At 48.4% G+C, this 18154-nt stretch carries 26 protein-coding genes; all 26 read left to right on the forward strand.

Going from position 1 to position 18154, the window contains the following annotated elements; translation table 11 throughout:
* Positions 1-48 precede the first annotated feature (48 nt).
* The 26 genes from FDX04_RS07975 (at position 49) to FDX04_RS08100 (ending at position 17968) form a co-directional block, all read left to right on the forward strand.
* Positions 49-765: a phage antirepressor KilAC domain-containing protein gene (locus FDX04_RS07975; RefSeq protein ID WP_137370761.1), complete on the forward strand. Its 717-nt coding sequence runs from the start codon at positions 49-51 to the stop codon at positions 763-765.
* The gene (locus FDX04_RS07980; protein ID WP_137370727.1) at positions 762-1751 is read left to right on the forward strand and encodes a DUF968 domain-containing protein; all 990 of its coding nucleotides are present in this window, start codon (positions 762-764) and stop codon (positions 1749-1751) included. Before FDX04_RS07975 ends, FDX04_RS07980 begins: the two co-directional genes overlap by 4 nt.
* A gap of 12 nt (positions 1752-1763) precedes the next feature.
* Positions 1764-2594: an antitermination protein gene (locus tag FDX04_RS07985; RefSeq protein WP_137370728.1), complete on the forward strand. Its 831-nt coding sequence runs from the start codon at positions 1764-1766 to the stop codon at positions 2592-2594.
* Positions 2595-2936: 342 nt separating this feature from the next.
* Entirely contained in the window at positions 2937-3332 is a 396-nt protein-coding gene (locus FDX04_RS07990) for a phage holin family protein (RefSeq protein WP_008323296.1), read from the forward strand.
* Complete coding sequence (locus tag FDX04_RS07995) at positions 3319-3600, forward strand: phage holin family protein (RefSeq protein ID WP_048217455.1); 282 nt, start codon at positions 3319-3321, stop codon at positions 3598-3600. The genes FDX04_RS07990 and FDX04_RS07995 overlap by 14 nt, the downstream gene beginning before the upstream one ends.
* The gene (locus tag FDX04_RS08000) at positions 3600-4217 is read left to right on the forward strand and encodes a glycoside hydrolase family 19 protein (protein ID WP_137370729.1); all 618 of its coding nucleotides are present in this window, start codon (positions 3600-3602) and stop codon (positions 4215-4217) included. The genes FDX04_RS07995 and FDX04_RS08000 overlap by 1 nt, the downstream gene beginning before the upstream one ends.
* A gap of 217 nt (positions 4218-4434) precedes the next feature.
* Entirely contained in the window at positions 4435-4707 is a 273-nt protein-coding gene (locus tag FDX04_RS08010) for a hypothetical protein (protein WP_137370731.1), read from the forward strand.
* Positions 4664-4861 (forward strand): hypothetical protein, encoded by a 198-nt coding sequence (locus FDX04_RS24435; RefSeq protein WP_137370732.1) that lies wholly within the window; start codon positions 4664-4666, stop codon positions 4859-4861. Before FDX04_RS08010 ends, FDX04_RS24435 begins: the two co-directional genes overlap by 44 nt.
* 29 nt (positions 4862-4890) lie before the next feature.
* Positions 4891-5079, forward strand: a complete 189-nt coding sequence (locus tag FDX04_RS08020; RefSeq protein WP_137370733.1) for a hypothetical protein — start codon at positions 4891-4893, stop codon at positions 5077-5079.
* Positions 5080-5215: 136 nt separating this feature from the next.
* Entirely contained in the window at positions 5216-5620 is a 405-nt protein-coding gene (locus FDX04_RS08025) for a hypothetical protein (protein ID WP_137370734.1), read from the forward strand.
* Between the two features lie 213 nt (positions 5621-5833).
* Positions 5834-6169, forward strand: coding sequence for a hypothetical protein (locus FDX04_RS24305; RefSeq protein ID WP_212734321.1), 336 nt, complete (start codon positions 5834-5836; stop codon positions 6167-6169).
* Positions 6157-7614: a glycosyltransferase family 2 protein gene (locus FDX04_RS08035; RefSeq protein WP_137370735.1), complete on the forward strand. Its 1458-nt coding sequence runs from the start codon at positions 6157-6159 to the stop codon at positions 7612-7614. Before FDX04_RS24305 ends, FDX04_RS08035 begins: the two co-directional genes overlap by 13 nt.
* A complete protein-coding gene (locus tag FDX04_RS08040) occupies positions 7596-8189 on the forward strand; it encodes a hypothetical protein (RefSeq protein WP_137370736.1) in 594 nt (197 codons plus the stop codon). The genes FDX04_RS08035 and FDX04_RS08040 overlap by 19 nt, the downstream gene beginning before the upstream one ends.
* Positions 8182-8550 carry an HNH endonuclease gene (locus FDX04_RS08045; RefSeq protein WP_137370737.1) on the forward strand — a complete coding sequence of 123 codons (369 nt, stop codon included), beginning with the start codon at positions 8182-8184 and terminating at the stop codon, positions 8548-8550. The genes FDX04_RS08040 and FDX04_RS08045 overlap by 8 nt, the downstream gene beginning before the upstream one ends.
* Before the next feature lie 100 nt (positions 8551-8650).
* The gene (locus tag FDX04_RS08050) at positions 8651-9133 is read left to right on the forward strand and encodes a terminase small subunit (protein WP_137370738.1); all 483 of its coding nucleotides are present in this window, start codon (positions 8651-8653) and stop codon (positions 9131-9133) included.
* Between the two features lie 3 nt (positions 9134-9136).
* Entirely contained in the window at positions 9137-10795 is a 1659-nt protein-coding gene (locus tag FDX04_RS08055) for a terminase large subunit (RefSeq protein WP_137370739.1), read from the forward strand.
* Between the two features lie 58 nt (positions 10796-10853).
* Complete coding sequence (locus FDX04_RS08060) at positions 10854-12791, forward strand: phage major capsid protein (RefSeq protein ID WP_137370740.1); 1938 nt, start codon at positions 10854-10856, stop codon at positions 12789-12791.
* A 202-nt stretch (positions 12792-12993) separates the two neighbouring features.
* A complete protein-coding gene (locus FDX04_RS08065) occupies positions 12994-14346 on the forward strand; it encodes a phage portal protein (protein WP_137370741.1) in 1353 nt (450 codons plus the stop codon).
* Positions 14343-15227, forward strand: coding sequence for a phage gp6-like head-tail connector protein (locus FDX04_RS08070; protein WP_137370742.1), 885 nt, complete (start codon positions 14343-14345; stop codon positions 15225-15227). The genes FDX04_RS08065 and FDX04_RS08070 overlap by 4 nt, the downstream gene beginning before the upstream one ends.
* Positions 15224-15550, forward strand: a complete 327-nt coding sequence (locus FDX04_RS08075) for a head-tail connector protein (protein WP_137370743.1) — start codon at positions 15224-15226, stop codon at positions 15548-15550. The genes FDX04_RS08070 and FDX04_RS08075 overlap by 4 nt, the downstream gene beginning before the upstream one ends.
* 70 nt (positions 15551-15620) lie before the next feature.
* The gene (locus FDX04_RS24145) at positions 15621-15815 is read left to right on the forward strand and encodes a hypothetical protein (RefSeq protein ID WP_170975149.1); all 195 of its coding nucleotides are present in this window, start codon (positions 15621-15623) and stop codon (positions 15813-15815) included.
* A gap of 2 nt (positions 15816-15817) precedes the next feature.
* A complete protein-coding gene (locus FDX04_RS08080) occupies positions 15818-16150 on the forward strand; it encodes a phage head closure protein (RefSeq protein ID WP_069891546.1) in 333 nt (110 codons plus the stop codon).
* Positions 16143-16628 (forward strand): HK97-gp10 family putative phage morphogenesis protein, encoded by a 486-nt coding sequence (locus FDX04_RS08085; protein ID WP_137370744.1) that lies wholly within the window; start codon positions 16143-16145, stop codon positions 16626-16628. Before FDX04_RS08080 ends, FDX04_RS08085 begins: the two co-directional genes overlap by 8 nt.
* Entirely contained in the window at positions 16625-16990 is a 366-nt protein-coding gene (locus FDX04_RS08090) for a DUF3168 domain-containing protein (RefSeq protein WP_137370745.1), read from the forward strand. Before FDX04_RS08085 ends, FDX04_RS08090 begins: the two co-directional genes overlap by 4 nt.
* Before the next feature lie 52 nt (positions 16991-17042).
* On the forward strand, positions 17043-17540 hold the full coding sequence (locus FDX04_RS08095; protein WP_137370746.1) for a phage tail tube protein: 498 nt from the start codon (positions 17043-17045) through the stop codon (positions 17538-17540).
* A gap of 50 nt (positions 17541-17590) precedes the next feature.
* Entirely contained in the window at positions 17591-17968 is a 378-nt protein-coding gene (locus FDX04_RS08100; RefSeq protein WP_097570876.1) for a phage tail assembly chaperone family protein, TAC, read from the forward strand.
* The last annotated feature ends 186 nt before the right edge of the window (positions 17969-18154 follow it).

The raw sequence follows: 18154 nt of genomic DNA on the forward strand, positions 1-18154 counted from the left end.
GGTGCAGCCCGCTTCGCATTTCAAAAGTGGAGACAGAACATGCAGCAGATGAGCATAACCGTAACGTGTCCTACCCACCATGCCGCAACAACGGGACAGCAGATCACCATGTCCAGCCGTGAGATAGCGAAACTGGTTGATTCCCGGCATAGCAATGTCTGCGTAACGATAGAGCGCCTTATGAATTCCGGTGTGATTGGAGGGTATGCTGCATTGCAGTACACCCATCCCCAGAACGGTCAGACCTACCATCACTATGAAGTGAACAAACGAGACAGCTATGTCATCGTTGCTCAATTATCGCCGGAGTTTACCGCCCGACTTGTTGACCGCTGGCAGGAGCTGGAGAGCAACGGTGGAATGGTTGTCCCCCGGTCACTTCCTGAGGCCCTGCGCCTTGCTGCTGATCTGGCAGAACAGAAACAGCGCCTGAGTGAAGAACTGGCAGTAGCTGCACCGAAGGCCGAGTTCGTTGATCGTTATGTTACGGCTACTGGGTCAATGACATTCCGACAGGTTGCCAAGCTGCTTAATGCTAAAGAGCCGGAGTTTGCGATGTTCCTGATTGAGAACGGCATCATGTACCGGCTTAACCGTGTTCTCACGCCAAAGAGCAAGCATATCGAAGCAGGGCGCTTCGAGGTGAAGACAGGAACGACAAACCAGACAAATTACGCGTTCAATCAGTCCCGCTTCACCGCCAAGGGTGTTCGCTGGATTGGTGGTCTGTGGGCAGAGCATGTTGCTAAGGGGCAGGTAGCGTGAGGGCATTACTGACACCTGAAGTGGCACCGATGACCGGGGTAGTGATATTTCGCCCAGGCAGTGAACTGATGCATCTGTTCATACGTGGGCGTGTTCTTATCGAGCCGCAGGCAGAGTCAATGGCTGAGTTACCGTCTGGCATGCTGCCGGAGACTTCTCAGGAGCTTCAGAGCGATCCGTTGATGCGTGATGTCTTCGAAAATCAGAAGGTCATACATCGTGCTGGTGGACTGAATTCACTGGATGCCTGGCTCGAAAGAAAACTGGAATGTCAGTACCCACACAGTGAGTGGCATGATCGCAACTACACCATCACCCGGCATGCGCCTGGCTCAATCCGCACGTGCTGGGGCTGTGACTTAAAAATTCGTGATCAGTTCACTGAAGGTCTGGCGGGTATAGCCCGTGAAAACCTGGTATCCTGGCTACTGAAGGTTGTAAACGGCCAATTAGGTTTCAGTGAGGACCACATTCTGACGCTGCCGGAGTTTTGCTGGTGGATGGTCAGGAACGACCTGGCTGAAGAGATACCTGAAGCCGTAGCCCATAAAGCCCTTCGTCTGAAGGAAGAGATTAACCAGTCGGTAACACGTGAAAGCGATATTGTTCCGACATTACCCGCTCAACAACTGGTACAGGAGAAAGCGAAAAAGTTAGTGGCGATGAAGGTAGACCCGGAAACGCCGGAATCCTTCATGCTTAAACCCAAGCGTCGTCGCTGGGTAAATGAGAAATACACGAGATGGGTTAAGGCCCAGCCGTGCGTCTGCTGTAACAAGCAAGCTGACGACCCCCACCATCTGATTGGCCATGGGCAGGGTGGAATGGGTACAAAGGCACACGACCTGTTTGTGATTCCTCTGTGCAGAGAGCATCACGACGAGTTGCATGCTGATCCTGTGGCATTTGAAGCGAAATACGGTGACCAACTGGTCTTGGTGTTTCGGATTATAGATCGTGCGCTGGCAATCGGCGTACTGGCGTAAGTGGAGACGCTCATGGATCTCGATAATGTTGTTAAATTTTTTGCCCCAAAAGGAATGCATATTTCCGATAGTGTTCGCGCTACCGCTAGTGAACAACTAACAGTAACTGATGTTATGGCAGCTCTTGGCATGACCCAGGCAGACGCTGGAATTGGCCTTGCCATGTATCTTGGTAAGGCTGGGGTAAGTAAGCAGGACAGAGAAGCATCAATAAACTGGCTTGCTGAATACGCCAAAGAATCCGCGCCTTTTGCAGTTCGCCGCCTAGCTGGTAAAAAATTCCCTCTATGTATGCTCATCTTGGCTAAGTTCGCCTATAACGACTATGCATCATCAGCTGCTGATGTATTCGATTGTCCTAAATGCAATGGCAAAGGGCTAATTGAAAAAGTTGTAACGGTAACTAAAAGCCATTACACAATGAGGCTTCCGCAATGGGCCAAAGACTTCGGGCAGTCACCATCTGATTTCGAAAAGAAGCGTGAGGTTAAGGATATTGAGCAATCACTCTGCACTAAATGTCACGGAACCGGAAAGCTAAGCAAGCGCTGCCAGTGTGGTGGGACAGGAAAGACGCTGGACCGAAAAGCAACAGATCTTCAGGGCGTACCGGTTTATAAGGAATGCAAACGCTGTGAAGGTCGCGGTTACAGCAGACCAAAATCCTCCGTTGCTTACCGGGGTATCTTTTCCGAACTCCCAAGCCTTCCAGATCGTACTTGGCGCTATAGCTGGAAACCATTCTATGAAATGCTCGTTTCTCGTTGTTTCCAGGAAGAGAACTATTCAAATACACAATTGAAAAAAGTTACCAGAAACGAAAGTTTGAGCGATATCGCGTAATTTAGCGTCAATTTACTTGCAATGTTGCCGTTTTTGAGTTAATTTGACACTAACGATGGGCATTGTATGTCTACGGTTAGGAATAAAATTTAATAACCTCGCTACGGCGGGGTTTTTTTATGGATGACCGCCGCCAATAAGACAAAGAGCGGGGAGTGATAAGGAGTCTACATGTTCCAGCCGACCTTAAAGCTCACATAGGCAGGACCACAATTAAACTCTGCGCAAACCAAGGTTGAGCGCCCTGTACCAGTAAGCAGGACCATTTTAAGGCTGCGCATTGCGTGGCCTTTTTTATTTCCCCTCAATTTGAGAGGACTCACAGCAATAAGAGGGGGCTTAATGTCCGATCCTGTTTCTGGCACTACGGTCGCGGCTGGTGGCCTGATGGGAGCCAGCGTATTTGGTCTTGCAACCGGTATTGATTATGGCGTGGTATTTGGCGCATTCGCTGGTGCAGTATTTTATGTAGCGACAGCGGCAAATATCACACGAGTACGACTGATTGCTTACTTCATGACGTCATTCATTGTTGGCGTTCTTGCTGCTGGCCTGGTTGGTTCAAAGTTGTCACAAGCTACCGGGTATAGTGACAGGCCATTAGACGCACTTGGTGCTGTTGTAGTGGCGGCGATGACAATCAAAGTGCTCACATTTTTCAACAGTCAGGATTTGGGAAGCCTGTTCAGTATTCTTTCGCGATTCCGTGGAGGAGGGGCCAGCAATGGTAACAAGTGATCCGTCAGCGATGGTGAATGCAGGTATTTGTGCGGTCATCGTCCTTGTCCTGATGTTCTACCAGCGTGAAGGGGCAAGGCATCGCCCCGCTATATCATTGCTGGCTTACTTCTTTGTGCTGGTTTATGCCAGCGTCCCTTTCCGTTACCTGTTCGGCCTCTACCAGGAGTCACACTGGATGGTGGTCATCGTAAACCTTCTTATTTGCGCTGCCGTCTTATGGGCTCGTGGGAACGTGGCGCGTCTCGTTGATACGCTGAGGCATTAATGAACCAATCACAATTTCAACAGGCGGCTGGTGTAAGCGCTGGGTTAGCTTCGCGCTGGTTTCCGCATATTGATGCTGCGATGAAAGAGTTCGGCATTGTTAAGCCCGAAGACCTGGCAATGTTTATCGCTCAGGCAGGACATGAATCAGCAGGATTTACCGCGCTGGTGGAGAGCTTCAACTACACCCCTGCTGCTCTGCTGACCACCTTTGGACGCCGCATTACGAACTATCAGGCATATATGCTTGGGCGTGACAAAGAAAAAGGGCAGGTAGCCAATCAGCCAGCCATTGCAAATCTGGTGTACAGCAATCGCCTCGGAAACAAAGCATCAGGTGATGGGTGGAAATATCGTGGCCGTGGACTGATTCAGATTACCGGTCTTGATAATTACCGCCGCTGCGGAACGGGATTAAAACTGGATTTAGTCAGTAATCCTGAGTTGCTGGAAAAGGATATCAACGCTTCACGATCAGCCGCATGGTTCTACGCCACCAGCGGATGCCTGAGCTACTCCGGCGATCTGGTTCGCATCACTCAGATCATCAATGGTGGGCAGAACGGCATTAACGACCGCCGTGCACGCTACGCCAAAGCAAAATCGGTGCTCTCATGATTAAGTGGCTGGTTCTTGTCATTCCACATTGGGAAACGGACACGGTTGTTTTGCAGGAGAAGGGTGACGAATTACATATCGTTTGCAGTTATAGCGATATTAAACCTGGCGAGGTGTTCGACGGGATGTGTGAACTTAAAACCTTCACATGGCTTAACTGGTCTTTCCCATACGGTCAGCCTATCAACGTCCGCTCATTTGAACCAAAGGTAATCGCATGAGCATTGTAGAAATTATTATCGGCGTTATTGGTGCAATTATGGTTGCAGCTGCCGGTGGTTTTGGTGTTGGTCATTTGCGAGGCACCAATAAAGCGGAAGCCAAAGTAGATCAGCAACGCACTGAAGAACGCGCAGCAGCTACTGAAGCCGTTGCAGAACGCCGGGTGGAGACAACAAAAGGAGCCAGGGATGTACAGCAGACTGTTAATCATCTTCCTGATGACGATGTTGACCGTGAGTTGCGCGAAAAATTTACCCGCAAAACCTGAAGTAACGGACACGGCCTGTGACTGGGTGAATATCATCTACATAACCGAGCACGACATTGAGGTAATGGATCGCCAGACTAAGAAAGATGTGTTGACGCATAACCGGTCTGTTCAGCGCAACTGTCAAAATAAAATTACTACGGCCTCGCAATAGCGGGGCTTTTTACTAACTGAGGGTAAAGAATGTCATCTCCAATCATGAAGTATTTCGCATATCAGCATCTCCCGGTGCACCTGCAGGAAGTGAGTAAGCCAATTGGCGATCTTGCGACACTGATGGATGAGTCACTGCCGGATGGCGCTGAAAAGTCTGCTGGCCTCCGTAAGCTTCTCGAAGCCAAAGATGCGCTGGTGCGCGCCAAGCTGGGTTAAGCCATTCCAAAGCTCACCTGCTGGTGGGCTTAACAGGTAGCATTACAGCAGGCATTCACTGAGTGTCTGCGATAATGATTTATCAACGCACTTGTAAACGGTATTCTAGACCTCCAATTATGATAAGGAGGTTTTTGTGGTTAAAAATTTAGAATACATGAAGGGTATGCTTGAGGTATTTTTGAAAGCGAAAACCCCTTTTATATCTACAAAAGACTTAGCTGAAGCTGGGTATGATATCTGCTCGAATGAAGGTATGTTTCATTATCTACTTCTTATTGAGCAAGGTTATATCAGTAATAAAGATCTGATAACGAATGATATAACTAAACTGGGCTACATGCGCCATCGTGGCTATATGCTAGATATGGGTACTGAAGTGCGGCTATCTGCGCAGGGACAAGAGTTCGCCCAGGCATTAAATGAGCCTACGGTTTTTGAGAAGTTAAAGTCAATGAGCGATGCCCCCTTGAGTACAATCAAAGATGTTGGGCTGGAGTTAACAAAGGCATATTTAAAGAAGAAATTTGGCCTCGAGTAAATTTTCTACCCTCACGGGCTAAGTAATTTTGTGATGGTTATTCGCAATGAGTATCTCTAGCCACTGGCATTTGCTGGTGGCTTTTTTATTGCGCTTCGCACGCGCACATCAAAGAGAGTCTTTCAGTAGTGAGCCTGGGTGATGCCGTTAGGTTGCGTTTACCTATCGGGCGGCATTGCCGTGCGACAGGCTCACGTCTAAAAGGAAACGCACATGAAGTATCAGCTTGCAAAATTGTATCGCGGTGATCGTTTCTTCGGGTATGGAATAGCCGTAGGTGGCTTGCTTATTGATGGTCAGGTTTCAACGGTGGTAGAAACTGCGCCAAATGAAATGCCGAAAGTAATTGCGACATTTAATCTCAGCAATGAACATTCAGAAAAACAACCACGAATTGATTTAGACAACCCAAGAGCTTCTAACGAATTCCAGATTGTAATCCATCCAGATAAGACATTAACCGTTGAGCAGTTAAAAGAGTTGGGAGAAACGGTGAAAGGATTTCTTACCAAGCATAATTTGTCTGATGGTGGTTTATGGAAGTATTAATAAACGGGGTGCGTTTTACACCAGAAGGCGATAACAAAGTACGTATTGGGATAGCAATCACAACCCATAATCGTCATGAAGTGCTTAAGCGTGCCATTGAGCAGCACATGAAGCATCTTCCATCTGGTGCGCTGGTGGTTGTGATAGACGATGGTTCAAATCCTGCCGCTGTTGTACCGGATAACGTGAATCTGGTTCGACATGACCAATCATGCGGTATTGTCGCTTCGAAGAACGCCAGCCTGACCGCGCTGGTGGACGCCGGGTGTGATCATCTCTTTCTGTGGGATGATGATGCATGGCCAATCGCTGATAACTGGCATCTCCCTTACATCGAATCTCCAGAGCCGCATCTGGCTTATCAATTTCTCGATCTGGCTGGCCCACGAAAAATAAACGATATGACCGTCCTATATCGGGATGATAAGCATATCGCTTACACCGGGCAGCGCGGCGTTATGCTTTATTACCACCGCAGCGCCATTGATAAGGTTGGCGGCTTCGATCCGGTATACGGGCGTGGCATGTACGAGCATCCTGATCTGGCGCTTCGCATTCACAACGCAGGGTTATCGACCTGGGCGTTTGCGGATGTTGCGGGCTCTGAAAAGCTCATTCATTCGATGGATGAGTACGAAGAGGGTGCGCGTTCAATTCCCCGACCTGAGCGTGAAGCGTTAGCAAAAGCTAATGCTGTTATTTATAGCGACAGACGCGATAACGGTTACACCGCATACGTTCCTTTCAGGAAACAGCGCAACGTGGTGATTACGGCATTGCTGACCAGCCAGAATGATCCACAACGTCAGGTAAGGATGAAAGCGTCTCCTGAGTTGGTTCAGGGATGGGCAACGTCTATTCGTGGCGCTGATGCAGTAGTACTGGCTGACGAATTGGATACAGCACCGAAAGGTGCGAACCTTTTCAAAGTGTCACCTTTGTCAATGAGTCCGTATTTCGCACGATGGCTGCATATTTATCAGTATCTGCGTGCTCATCCAGAGTATCGCCTTATCTGGTGTACTGATGGTACCGATGTCGAAATGCTTAGAGAGCCATGGGCAGAAATGCAGCCGGGTAAAATTTACGTGGGCTCAGAGCATAAGACGTATGCCGATGAATGGATGAAGTCCAATCACCACGGCAAAGCATATAGCGAGTTCATCGAGAAGCACATTGATGAACCGCTGCTCAACGCTGGACTACTTGGTGGTAGTCGTGACGATGTAATGGAGTTTGCTCACAGGATCATCAGACAGTATTACCTGATTGAAAGCCATCATTTCTGGAGGATGGAGACAGCTCGCCCCGCGCTGGTCGATATGGGTGCTTTCGGTATGGCTGCGAAGTCATTTGGCAATAGAGTCGTTACCGGCCCTAAGGTTCATACCATTTTTAAAACTGATGGTATCGGTAAGGAGTTCGCATGGTTTCGCCACAAGTAATGTTTGTGGTTATTGGTCATCATGTTCGCCGTAAACAGGCATTGATTTTGGCTGAATCTATTGGTGCAACCCTGATGATTGATACTGATGATCACGGTGCTAACTGGAATCATCGCCGCGCGCTGGAGTGGGCAGCCAATCAATCATGCCGTGTGGTAGTGCTTGAAGATGATTCTATGCCAGTTGCTGGTTTCTGCGAAAAGATTGCTGTATGGCTTGCACGTTATCCGGATGCACTGTGTTCATTTTATCTAGGCACTGGCCGTCCACCACAGTATCAACTGGAGATAGCATCAAAGCTAATAGCAGCTGATAAGGCCAGAGCTGACTTCATTACATTGCCGCGTCTTATTCATGGCGTCTGTTACAGCGTACCTCAGCAACATATCAAGAGAGTGCTGGATAAATGGAACCACAATAAAGCAGCAGACTATGCAGTCGGTGATGCTTACGGTGGCCCTGTTGTCTATCCATGCTACTCACTTGTTGACCACGCTGATGGACAGCCAGTAGAACCAGCCAGAGACAATCAGCCAAGAACAGAACGCCGCAGAGCATGGAGGTTACATGTCTAAGCTAAAGACACTACGGCCGCGCCTGAAAGCTATCGACACCCGAAGAATAAAGCCTGTCTATGGTGAGAATCGTCGAGTGAGTGGAAGCGCAAGGGTAAGCCTTAAGCGTCGTATCTATGTGCGCGACGGTGGTCACTGCTGTATGTGTAATCAAGTAGTAGACCTGCATGATAGCGAGCTTGATCACCGCATAGCACTACAGTTCGGTGGTGACAACGATGAGAGCAACCTCTGGACGCTGTGCATTGATTGCCACTCAGGTAAGTCATCGCGCGAAGCATCAATGAACCATCCTGACAGTGAGGCTCTGAAGCACTCTGTGCCGAAAGATAAATCGCAAGACGGCATCGTAATTATCTGACCAAACACCGGGGGGGTATCAGTGGGTGTCAACGCCGATCGCGCTGGACACCGCGCCCCCTCTCACGCGTAGAAAAAATTCCCTTTTGGAGGGTGTTAACGTGTTAACAGGACAGAAGCGCAAGTTCGCACAGGCGCGGATGTCCGGTTCATCCCAGGCTGAAGCAGCCCGTAAGGCCGGTTACTCCGAGAAAACCGCAAGGTCTCAGGGTTCACGGCTGGCAAAAGACCCGGATATCATCGCTTACATTGAAAAAAATGGAGCAGGTGATAAGCCTTCAAAATTTGTTGGGCTGCCAATTCCTCCATCAGAAACGGTGGGAAAAGATCTACCCATGGAGGTAGAGTCAGTACCGACCCTGAACAAATATGAAGATCCTCTTGAATTCCTGAAATCTGTCATGAATGACCCAACTCTTGAACTTGATGACAGAAAAGACGCAGCGAAGGCGATGCTTCCATACATTCATCAGAAAAAAGGTGAGGGTGGGAAAAAGGAAGCGAAAGGCGCAGCCGCAAAAAATGCAGCCAATAAGTTTGCCGTTCCTGCACCGCCGAAACTTGTAGTAAACAACCGGGGGTGATGAATGCCAGAATGGACTACAGCATGCCCTGACTGGAGTGAACGACTTAAGCGCGGTGATTCGATAATTCCACCACCGATTTATCCTGAACAGGCAGAGATAGCGCTTAATATTTTCAAGCAACTGAAAATTGTTGATGCGCCAGGCTCTCCAACGTTTGGTGAGTCGTGTGCCAATTGGGTGTTTGATCTGGTTGCGGCGCTTTTCGGTTCGTACGATGCCGAAACAGGAAGGCGGCATATCACGGAAGTTTTCGTACTAATACCGAAAAAAAACAGTAAATCTACACTTGCTGCCGGAATTATGATGACGGCACTGCTTCTCAACTGGCGACAAGCTGCCGGCTACACAATTATTGCCCCAACTGTAGAAGTAGCAACGAACGCATTTAACCCCGCGCGAGATATGGTTAAGCGTGATGATGACCTTGATGATCTTTGCCAGGTACAAACGCATATTAGGACCATTACTCACCTGGTGAGCGATACCACGCTGAAGGTTGTTGCAGCAGATGCAAACACTGTTTCTGGGATTAAATCAGTAGGAACGCTGATTGATGAACTTTGGCTATTCGGAAAGCAGGCAAATGCGGAGGATTTACTTCGTGAAGCGATAGGTGGTTTGGCATCTCGTCCTGAAGGATTCGTGATGTACACCACTACGCAATCAAACGAACCTCCAGCCGGTGTTTTTAAACAAAAACTTCAGTACGCTCGCGACGTTAGAGACGGGAAAATTATTGATCCAAACTTTCTTCCCGTTATTTTCGAACACCCGCCAGAAATGGTTGCCAACGGCGATCACCTTCTTCTTGAAAATATGCCGATGGTTAACCCTAACTTGGGGTATTCGGTCGATGAGCAGTTTCTTAATCGTGAGTTTAGGAAAGCCAAAGAAGCAGGACAAGAAGCATTTCGTGGATTCATGGCAAAGCACGCGAACATAGAGATTGGTTTGGCGTTACGTGCTGACCGATGGGCAGGTGCTGATTTCTGGGAGCAACAAGCAGAAAGGGTAAGTTTTGAAGATATTATACAACGCAGCGAGGTCATCACGGTTGGTATTGATGGTGGTGGTCTTGATGACCTACTTGGACTGTCAATAACCGGCAGAGATAAAGACACGCGAAAATGGCTATCCTGGAGCCATGCTTGGGCCCACGAAATTATGCTTGAACGCCGTAAAAGCGAGATATCGAAACTGCGTGATTTTGAAAAGGCCGGAGACTTCACCATTGTAAAGCGAGTTGGTCAGGACACAGAGCAAGTTGCAGAGTACGTCAGCAGAATTTATGAAGCTGATTTGCTGGATAAGATTGGTATTGACCCGGCAGGCGTTGGACAAATTCTGGATGCACTGGTTGAGGCAGGAATCCCTCCTGAACTGGTAGTCGGTATCAGTCAGGGCTGGCGACTTGGCGGCGCGATAATGACTACCGAGCGAAAACTTGCTGAAGGCGTACTGATTCACGGCGGACAGCCGATGATGGCCTGGTGCGTTGGTAACGCAAGGGTAGAACCAAAGGGTAACGCCATCCTGATTACCAAACAGGCCAGCGGGAAAGGGAAGATTGACCCCCTTATGGCGCTATTTAATGCCGTCTCGTTAATGGCACTGAATCCAGAGGCGAAGAAACAAGATTACCAAGTATTTTTCATATAACACACACGTCAGTTAATAACCCGCTACGGCGGGTTTTTTCGTTTCTGGAGGACAGAAAATGAAGCTTGACCGCGCATGTACCATCATGACGGTGAAAGCGGTGGATGAGGATAAACGGATTATCACCGGCATTGCCTCCACACCATCACCAGACCGTGACGGCGACATTATGGAGCCTGACGGCGCGAAGTTTGGCAGTGAAAACCCTTTTTTATGGCAGCACGACAGGTCTCAGCCTATCGGTAATTGCTCGGCGAAAAAGGTGAAAGAGGGGCTGCAAATTACAGCCCAACTTGTTAAGCCAACACCTGATATGCCATCGCAGCTGGTTGCCAGACTTGAAGAAGCGTGGGCATCAATTAAGTCAGGGCTCGTAAAAGGTCTGTCGATTGGTTTTAAGCCCATCAAATACGCTTATCTCGACTCTGGCGGCATTCAATTCCTCGAATGGGAATTACTCGAAGTCTCTGCCGTAACCATTCCCGCTAATTCTGAGTGTTCAATTCAGACAGTTAAATCTTTTGACCGCCAGTTACTCGCCGCGCTTGGCAATGAGAAACCCGTGGTTAAAGCAAATCAATCCGCTGGCGCTACAGCACAAAAACAAACTTCTCAAAAAGGAAAACCAACGATGAATATCGCTGAACAGATCAAAAGTTTTGAAAACAAGCGTGCAGCGCTGGCCGCTTCACTGAATGACATCATGAGTAAAGCCGCTGATGAAGGTCGTACTCTCGACGCAGAAGAGACGGAAAAGTACGACAATACATCTTCTGAAATTAAAGCAGTTGATGACCATCTTTGTCGTCTTCGCGATATGGAATCCAGTATCGCTGCATCGGCAAAACCGGTTATCAAGACAGCTAATGGTGATGTGACAGTTGTAAATCAGGCACCCGCAGTCATTCGAGTACCTCCAAAACTGGAAAAAGGTATTGCGATGGCACGCTTCACCAAAGCTCTGGCAGCCGCTAAAGGTGTCCGCTCTGAAGCGCTTTCAATTGCGAAGAGCAAATATCCTGAAGATGCCAAACTCCATCACGTTCTTAAGGCCGCTGTAGATGCAGGGACAACCACTGACCCAGCGTGGGCAGGTTCATTAGTTGAATACCAAGATTTCGCGAATGACTTCGTCGATTTCTTGCGTCCACAAACCATTATTGGCCAGTTTGGTGTGGGTAATATTCCTTCACTGCGCGATGTGCCTTTCAACGTTCGAATTCCCGTACAAACTTCAGGCGGTGCAGCGCAGTGGGTTGGTCAGGGTAAGGCCAAACCACTGACAAAATTTGATTTCTCAAACATCACATTTGGTTTCTCAAAAGTTGCCGCCATTTCTGTTCTTACAGAAGAGTTGATCCGCTTCTCTAATCCAAAAGCAGATGTTCTGGTTCGAAACTCTCTTGCTGAATCCGTTATTGCACGCCTGGATACTGACTTTGTAGATCCTACGAAAGCAGAAGTTTCAGGAATTTCCCCTGCATCTATCACTAATGGTGCGACAACCATCCCAAGCACCGGTGATCCTGATGCAGATAGCACTGCGGCATTTGAAGTGTTTATCAATGCAAATCTTCAGCCTACTGGCGCAGTATGGTTGATGTCCAGTTCAACGGCGCTGGCCATCTCCAAGCGTAAAAATGCCCTTGGGCAGAAAGAATATCCAGACATGACCATGTTTGGTGGCACGTTTGAAGGCCTACCGGCCATCGTTTCTCAGTATGTCGGAAATCAACTGATCCTGATGAACGCTCCAGATATCTATCTCGCTGATGAAGGCGGTGTTGCTGTTGATATGTCAACTGAAGCATCACTGGAAATGGAATCCGAGCCTACTGGTGATAGCGTCACGCCAACGCCTGTCGAATTGGTGTCCATGTGGCAGACAAATAGCGTAGCCATCCGCGCAGAGCGCTGGATCAACTGGAAACGTCGCCGTACTGCAGCTGTAGCAGTGATCAGTGGTGTTAATTACTCTTCCGGGCAGACCAGCTAAACAGGAGGGCGGGGGAAACCCCGCCATTTCAGATGGCAAAAATCAGATACCTTCAGCGTACACATGACTCATTGCCAGGTGATGAGAAAATTGTGAATGACCAGTGCGCAAAGGTGCTGGTTCTGCTGAAAAAGGCGGAATACGTAACCGGCAAAAAAGCAGGGGTGCGTAAAAGTAAAAAAGAAAACGCGGAGAATGGCTGATGTGGAATCCTTTTAGACGGAAAGAGAAAGCACTACAGCAACCATCATCTCGCGGCTGGACTCCGATATTTTCATTTGTCAGAGAACCCTTTGCAGGTGCATGGCAAAGAAACATGGAAATCCGGAATGAAACCGTACTTTCTTACTACGCGGTGTTTTCCTGTATTACCCTGATTGCCAGTGACATTTCAAAGATGTCGCCAGCCGTTCAGGCGAAAGATTCTAACGGTATCTGGAAAGAAATCTCAGATGCCAATTTCGAGACAATAATCAGCAAGCCAAACCAGTTTCAGAACACAATTCAGTTTTTTGAAACGTGGATGAACTCAAAGCTTTCTCGCGGTAACACCTACGTGATGAAGGTTAAAAACAGTGCCGGAAAGATTACAGAACTTCGCATTCTTGACCCTGATAAAGTCACGCCACTGGTAGCTGATGATGGTTCTGTTTTTTACCAAATCAGTCCTGACCAGATTAGCGGGTTGCCAACACAAGTAACCGTACCAGCGCGAGAAATCATTCACGATCGCTTCAACTGCCTCTTTCACCCTCTGATTGGTATTTCCCCCATCTATGCCTGTGGGCTCGCGGCAATGCAGGGTAAGCACATTCAGGAAAGCTCTGCTTTCTTCTTTAAGAATGGAGGTAAGCCAAGCGGTGTTATTACTATTCCAGGATCAGTTGATGCGGAAAAAGCCAAAGAAATAAAAGAAGCCTGGGATGCCGGTTATACAGGGGAAAATGCAGGAAAGACTGGCCTGTTGTCTGGTGGTGCAGAATACAAAGCGATAACAATGTCGGCAGTCGATGCGCAGACCGTTGAACAGCAGAAACTCTCTGCAGAAATGGTTTGTTCTGCTTTTCACGTCCCGGCATATAAAGCTGGCGTTGGCGAAATCCCAAGCTCTGATAACGTTGAAGCTCTTGAACAACAATATTACTCACAGTGCCTGCAGGTACTGATTGAGTCTATCGAGTCGCTTCTGAAAGAAGCTTTCGAACTGGATTCTAAAAAGCGAGTAGAGCTTGATATTGGTGCGCTTCTACGCATGGACAGCGAACGCAGAATGAAAGCGCTGGGTGATGGAGTTAAAAACACTATTCTTACACCAAACGAAGCGCGAAAAAGCGAAAACCTTCCTCCGGTTGAGGGTGGTGATTTGCTCTTCCTGCAACAACAGAACTATAGCCTACCGGCACTGGCCAGACGTGATGCATCAGATGATCCTTTTGGTAAAGGGCAGCCACAGGCGCAGACATCTACAGCACCGGAAGACGAAAGTGGCAAAGCATTAACCGAGACAGAACTTTTCGCGGCGAAATCAATGCTCAGAGGATTATTAACAAAATGAATGAACGTGAATTATCCCTGATAAAGGCGCTTGGTGAAGAGTTTGGTTCAGCCATTAATAAAATGGCTGATGACTTTAAAAAAGCGCTTGTTGAAATTGAGGCTGGACTACAGAAGCAAATGGATGAGATTCGTCTGTCAATTCCTGAATTCCAGCCAGTAGAAATTCCTGATGTATCCAAAATGGTTTCAGAAGCGGTGAGTGCCATTGAATTACCGAAAGCACCAGAACTACCCGACTTAAGCCAGAGCATCGCCGACGCGGCAGAAAGTGCGGTGAAGCAGGCTTTAGAATCACTTCCTAAGCCTAAGGATGGTAAAAGCGTCAGTGTAGAAGACCTTCGCTCCCTGGTTGAAGAGGTTGTATCAGCATCTCTTCCAGAGCCGGTAGATGTTGAAAAACTGGCTGAAGATGTGGCCGCGAATATTCCTGTTCCTAAACCTGGTTCCGATGGTCGTGACGCTCTTGCAATAGAGCTTGAACCATTCATCGATGAGAAAAAAAGCTATCCACGCGGTACCTATGCGACTCACAAAGGCGGACTTTGGCGCGCCCACGAAAAGACGCACGGCATGCGGGGCTGGGAATGTATTGTTGACGGTGTGTCGGGCATTGATATCAAACAAGATAACCAGCGAACCTTCTCAATTTCTCTCGAAAGAGCAAGCGGTACTGTTGAAGTTAAGTCCTTTGACATCCCGGTAACTATCTATCGCGATGTATTCAAATCTGGTACCGAATATCAACCTGGCGATACGGTCACATGGGGTGGTTGTATGTGGCATTGCAACGAGAAAACTTGCGACAAGCCTGGTGAGACAGGATCGAAAGGATGGACACTTGCTGTTAAGAAAGGGCGAGATCTGAGGGATAAGCCATGATTGAACTGGTTACGCTCGGAGAGGCTAAGTTGCATCTCCGTATTGACGACGATTACGGAGATTCAGACCTTACCTTAAAAATTCAGGGCGGCAGCGCAGCAATACTTTCCTACATTCAGGGAAGTCGCGCGCTTGTCGTGGATGAATCAGGAAATCTTATTGATGGTGAGCCGCTTACTCGCGTTCAGACTGCTCTGTTGGTTCTGCTTGGCTATCTGGACCGTAACCGCGGCGGTGAAGAAGAAGAAAAGTTGAAACAGGGAGAGCTTCCTTTTTCTGTATCAATGCTGATTTACGACCTCCGTAAGCCGACAATTATTTAAGGGGTTGGTATGGCATGCGCAGGATGCGCCAGACGGCGCGAGTGGATTAAAAAGTGGACGAGGATTGCCTATGAACGATCAGCAGGTAAACGAACTAACGGCGGCACTGAAAGCGCTGGCAACGTCTCAACTGAAACAGGCAGAAGCGATAAACCGTCTGGCTCAGGCAGATGAAACACTGATATCTCTGATTGCAAAAACGCTCGTTGATGAAATTGATGATGAGCTGCCACTGCAGACCTATCTTGATGGTAAGCCGAGGTAATCGTGGAGTTTGCTAAACTGCGTCACCGCATCACTATTCAGCGACGAACATCTGTCCAGTCACCAACCACAGGGGCAATGGAATATACCTGGAACAACGTGGCAGATGTTTATGCCAGCGTGGTTTCTTCATCAGTCCGTGACTTCATTGCAGCTCAAGCCGAAAACGTAAAAGTAACGGCAAGAATCACTATCCGATACCGGGAAGATATTCAGGAGAAAGACCGTATTCTTTTCCGTGGAAAAATTTACAGCATTGAGGGGATTCTTCCTGACCCTGATAGTGGACTCGAATATCTCACGCTTCCGTGCTCAGAGGGGGTAAAGGATGGCTGATAGCATTGAGTTTAAGCTTGAAGGTGTAGATTCACTGCTTGGTAAGTTAGAAGCCATTACCTCGGAAACTAAGCGCAAAACAGGGCGCTCCGCACTGAGGAAAGCTGGAAACGTTATCGTAACTCAGATAAAGAGAAACGCAGAGCGACTCGACGATCCTCACACCGCACGTAGCATTGCTGATAACGCCGCGCTGCGCTGGAATGGTCGTATGTTTAAACAAACCGGTGATCTTGCCTTCAGGATAGGCATTCTTCAGGGAGCCGTATTAAAAAAGCATCCAAGCACTGCGAAGGATGCACCCACTCCTCACTGGCGTCTTCTTGAGTTTGGCACTGAAAAGATGGCAGCAAAACCGCTCGTTCGTGCTGCTGCAAATTCCAGGCTGATAGAGGTTTTCAACACATTCTCTGTTAACTACGAAGCGGGGATTGACCGAGCTATCAAACGAGCACAGAAGAAAGGAGGGACCGCATGATTGCTCCCATTTTTCCTGTTTGTGCGGCGAGTCCGGCAGTGACTTCTCTGCTTGGAAGCAACCCTGTCAGAATTTACCCTTTCGGCATTCAGGATGATGACGTTGTTTATCCATACGCCGTCTGGCAGAACATTAGCGGCTCTCCTGAAAATTTCCTCAACCAACGACCAGATGCGGACATGTATTCGCTTCAGGTTGATATCTATGCCGATACTCCTGATGAGGCTATTGCTGTCGCTAAAGCCATGCGTAATGCGATAGAGGTAAAAGCCAACATTGTTCGATGGGGTAATCAGACGCGAGACCCTGAGACGCTCAGGTATCGATATTCTTTCGACGTTGACTGGATAGTCAACCGATAACAAACCTTCCACAACCGGCCTTGAGCCGGTTTTTTTATACCCGGAGATAATTATGTCAGTAGTGACTCAAGGCACTCAGATGTACGTTCTGAATAACGGTGTGGTCAGTGAAGTTGAATGTATTACTTCGTTCTCACCAGGTAGTAGCCCGGCAGACCAGATTGAAGATACCTGTCTGAGTGAAACCAGTACTCGCCATTACAAGAAAGGACTTCGAACACCAGGACAGGCAACTGTAGCTCTTAACGCAGACCCGGCAAACGACAGCCATGTAATGCTGAGCAACCTGGCTGAATCCAGTGACCAGACAAACCTGACCTTTGCTATTGGCTGGGCTGATGGAACGGATGAACCAACGGTAGCGACTTCTGGTGATCCAGATGCAGTTGATGGTCTTTCTCTGCCGGATACACGTACCTGGTATGTGTTCCAGGGCTATGTTTCAGATTTCCCGTTCGACTTCCAGGCGAATACGGTCGTGCAAACATCCGCAACTATTCAGCGATCAGGGCAGGGTGTTTGGGTTCCAAAGGCCCAGCCAACGAGCTAATAACCAGGCATTAATAAGCGGGGGAAACCCCGCAAATTGAGAGGAAAGAAATGAAACTGAATCTGGATTCGTTAAAACAGGCAGGGGCATTCACTGGTCGTCCTGTTGAGAAGGAAATCACCTGGAAACAGGGCGATAAAGAGATCACAGCTACCGTTTATATCCGACCAATGGGTTATCACGACGCGGTATCAAATGTTCTTTCAGCGGTGGGGAAAATTGATGGTGTTGCAGGGCGTATCGCTGCATCCATCTGTGATGAAAATGGCGCTCCAGTTTTCACTGTTGCCGATATCACTGGTGAAGCAGATCCTGACCGTGGGGCGCTTGATGGTGCTTTAACCGTTGCTCTGCTTGTCGCTATTCAGCAGGTAAACGACCTGGGAAAGGCGAACTCAGCGCAGACGACGAATTCTGGTGTGAATTAGTTCTCAACGGGATCGGCGGTCGCACCATTGCTGAAGCAAAAGAACGCGTTAGCGTTACAGAGTATCGCGACTGGGTTCTTTACCGTCAAAAGTACGGAAGCCTTAATGGAATGATGCGTACCGAGTGGGCCGCTGGCCTTATTTCTTCTGTGCTGGCAAACGTCAACCGTGGAAAAGATTCACCCT

The sequence above is a fragment of the Citrobacter sp. wls615 genome (assembly GCF_005281355.1).
GTDB lineage: Bacteria > Pseudomonadota > Gammaproteobacteria > Enterobacterales > Enterobacteriaceae > Citrobacter > Citrobacter werkmanii.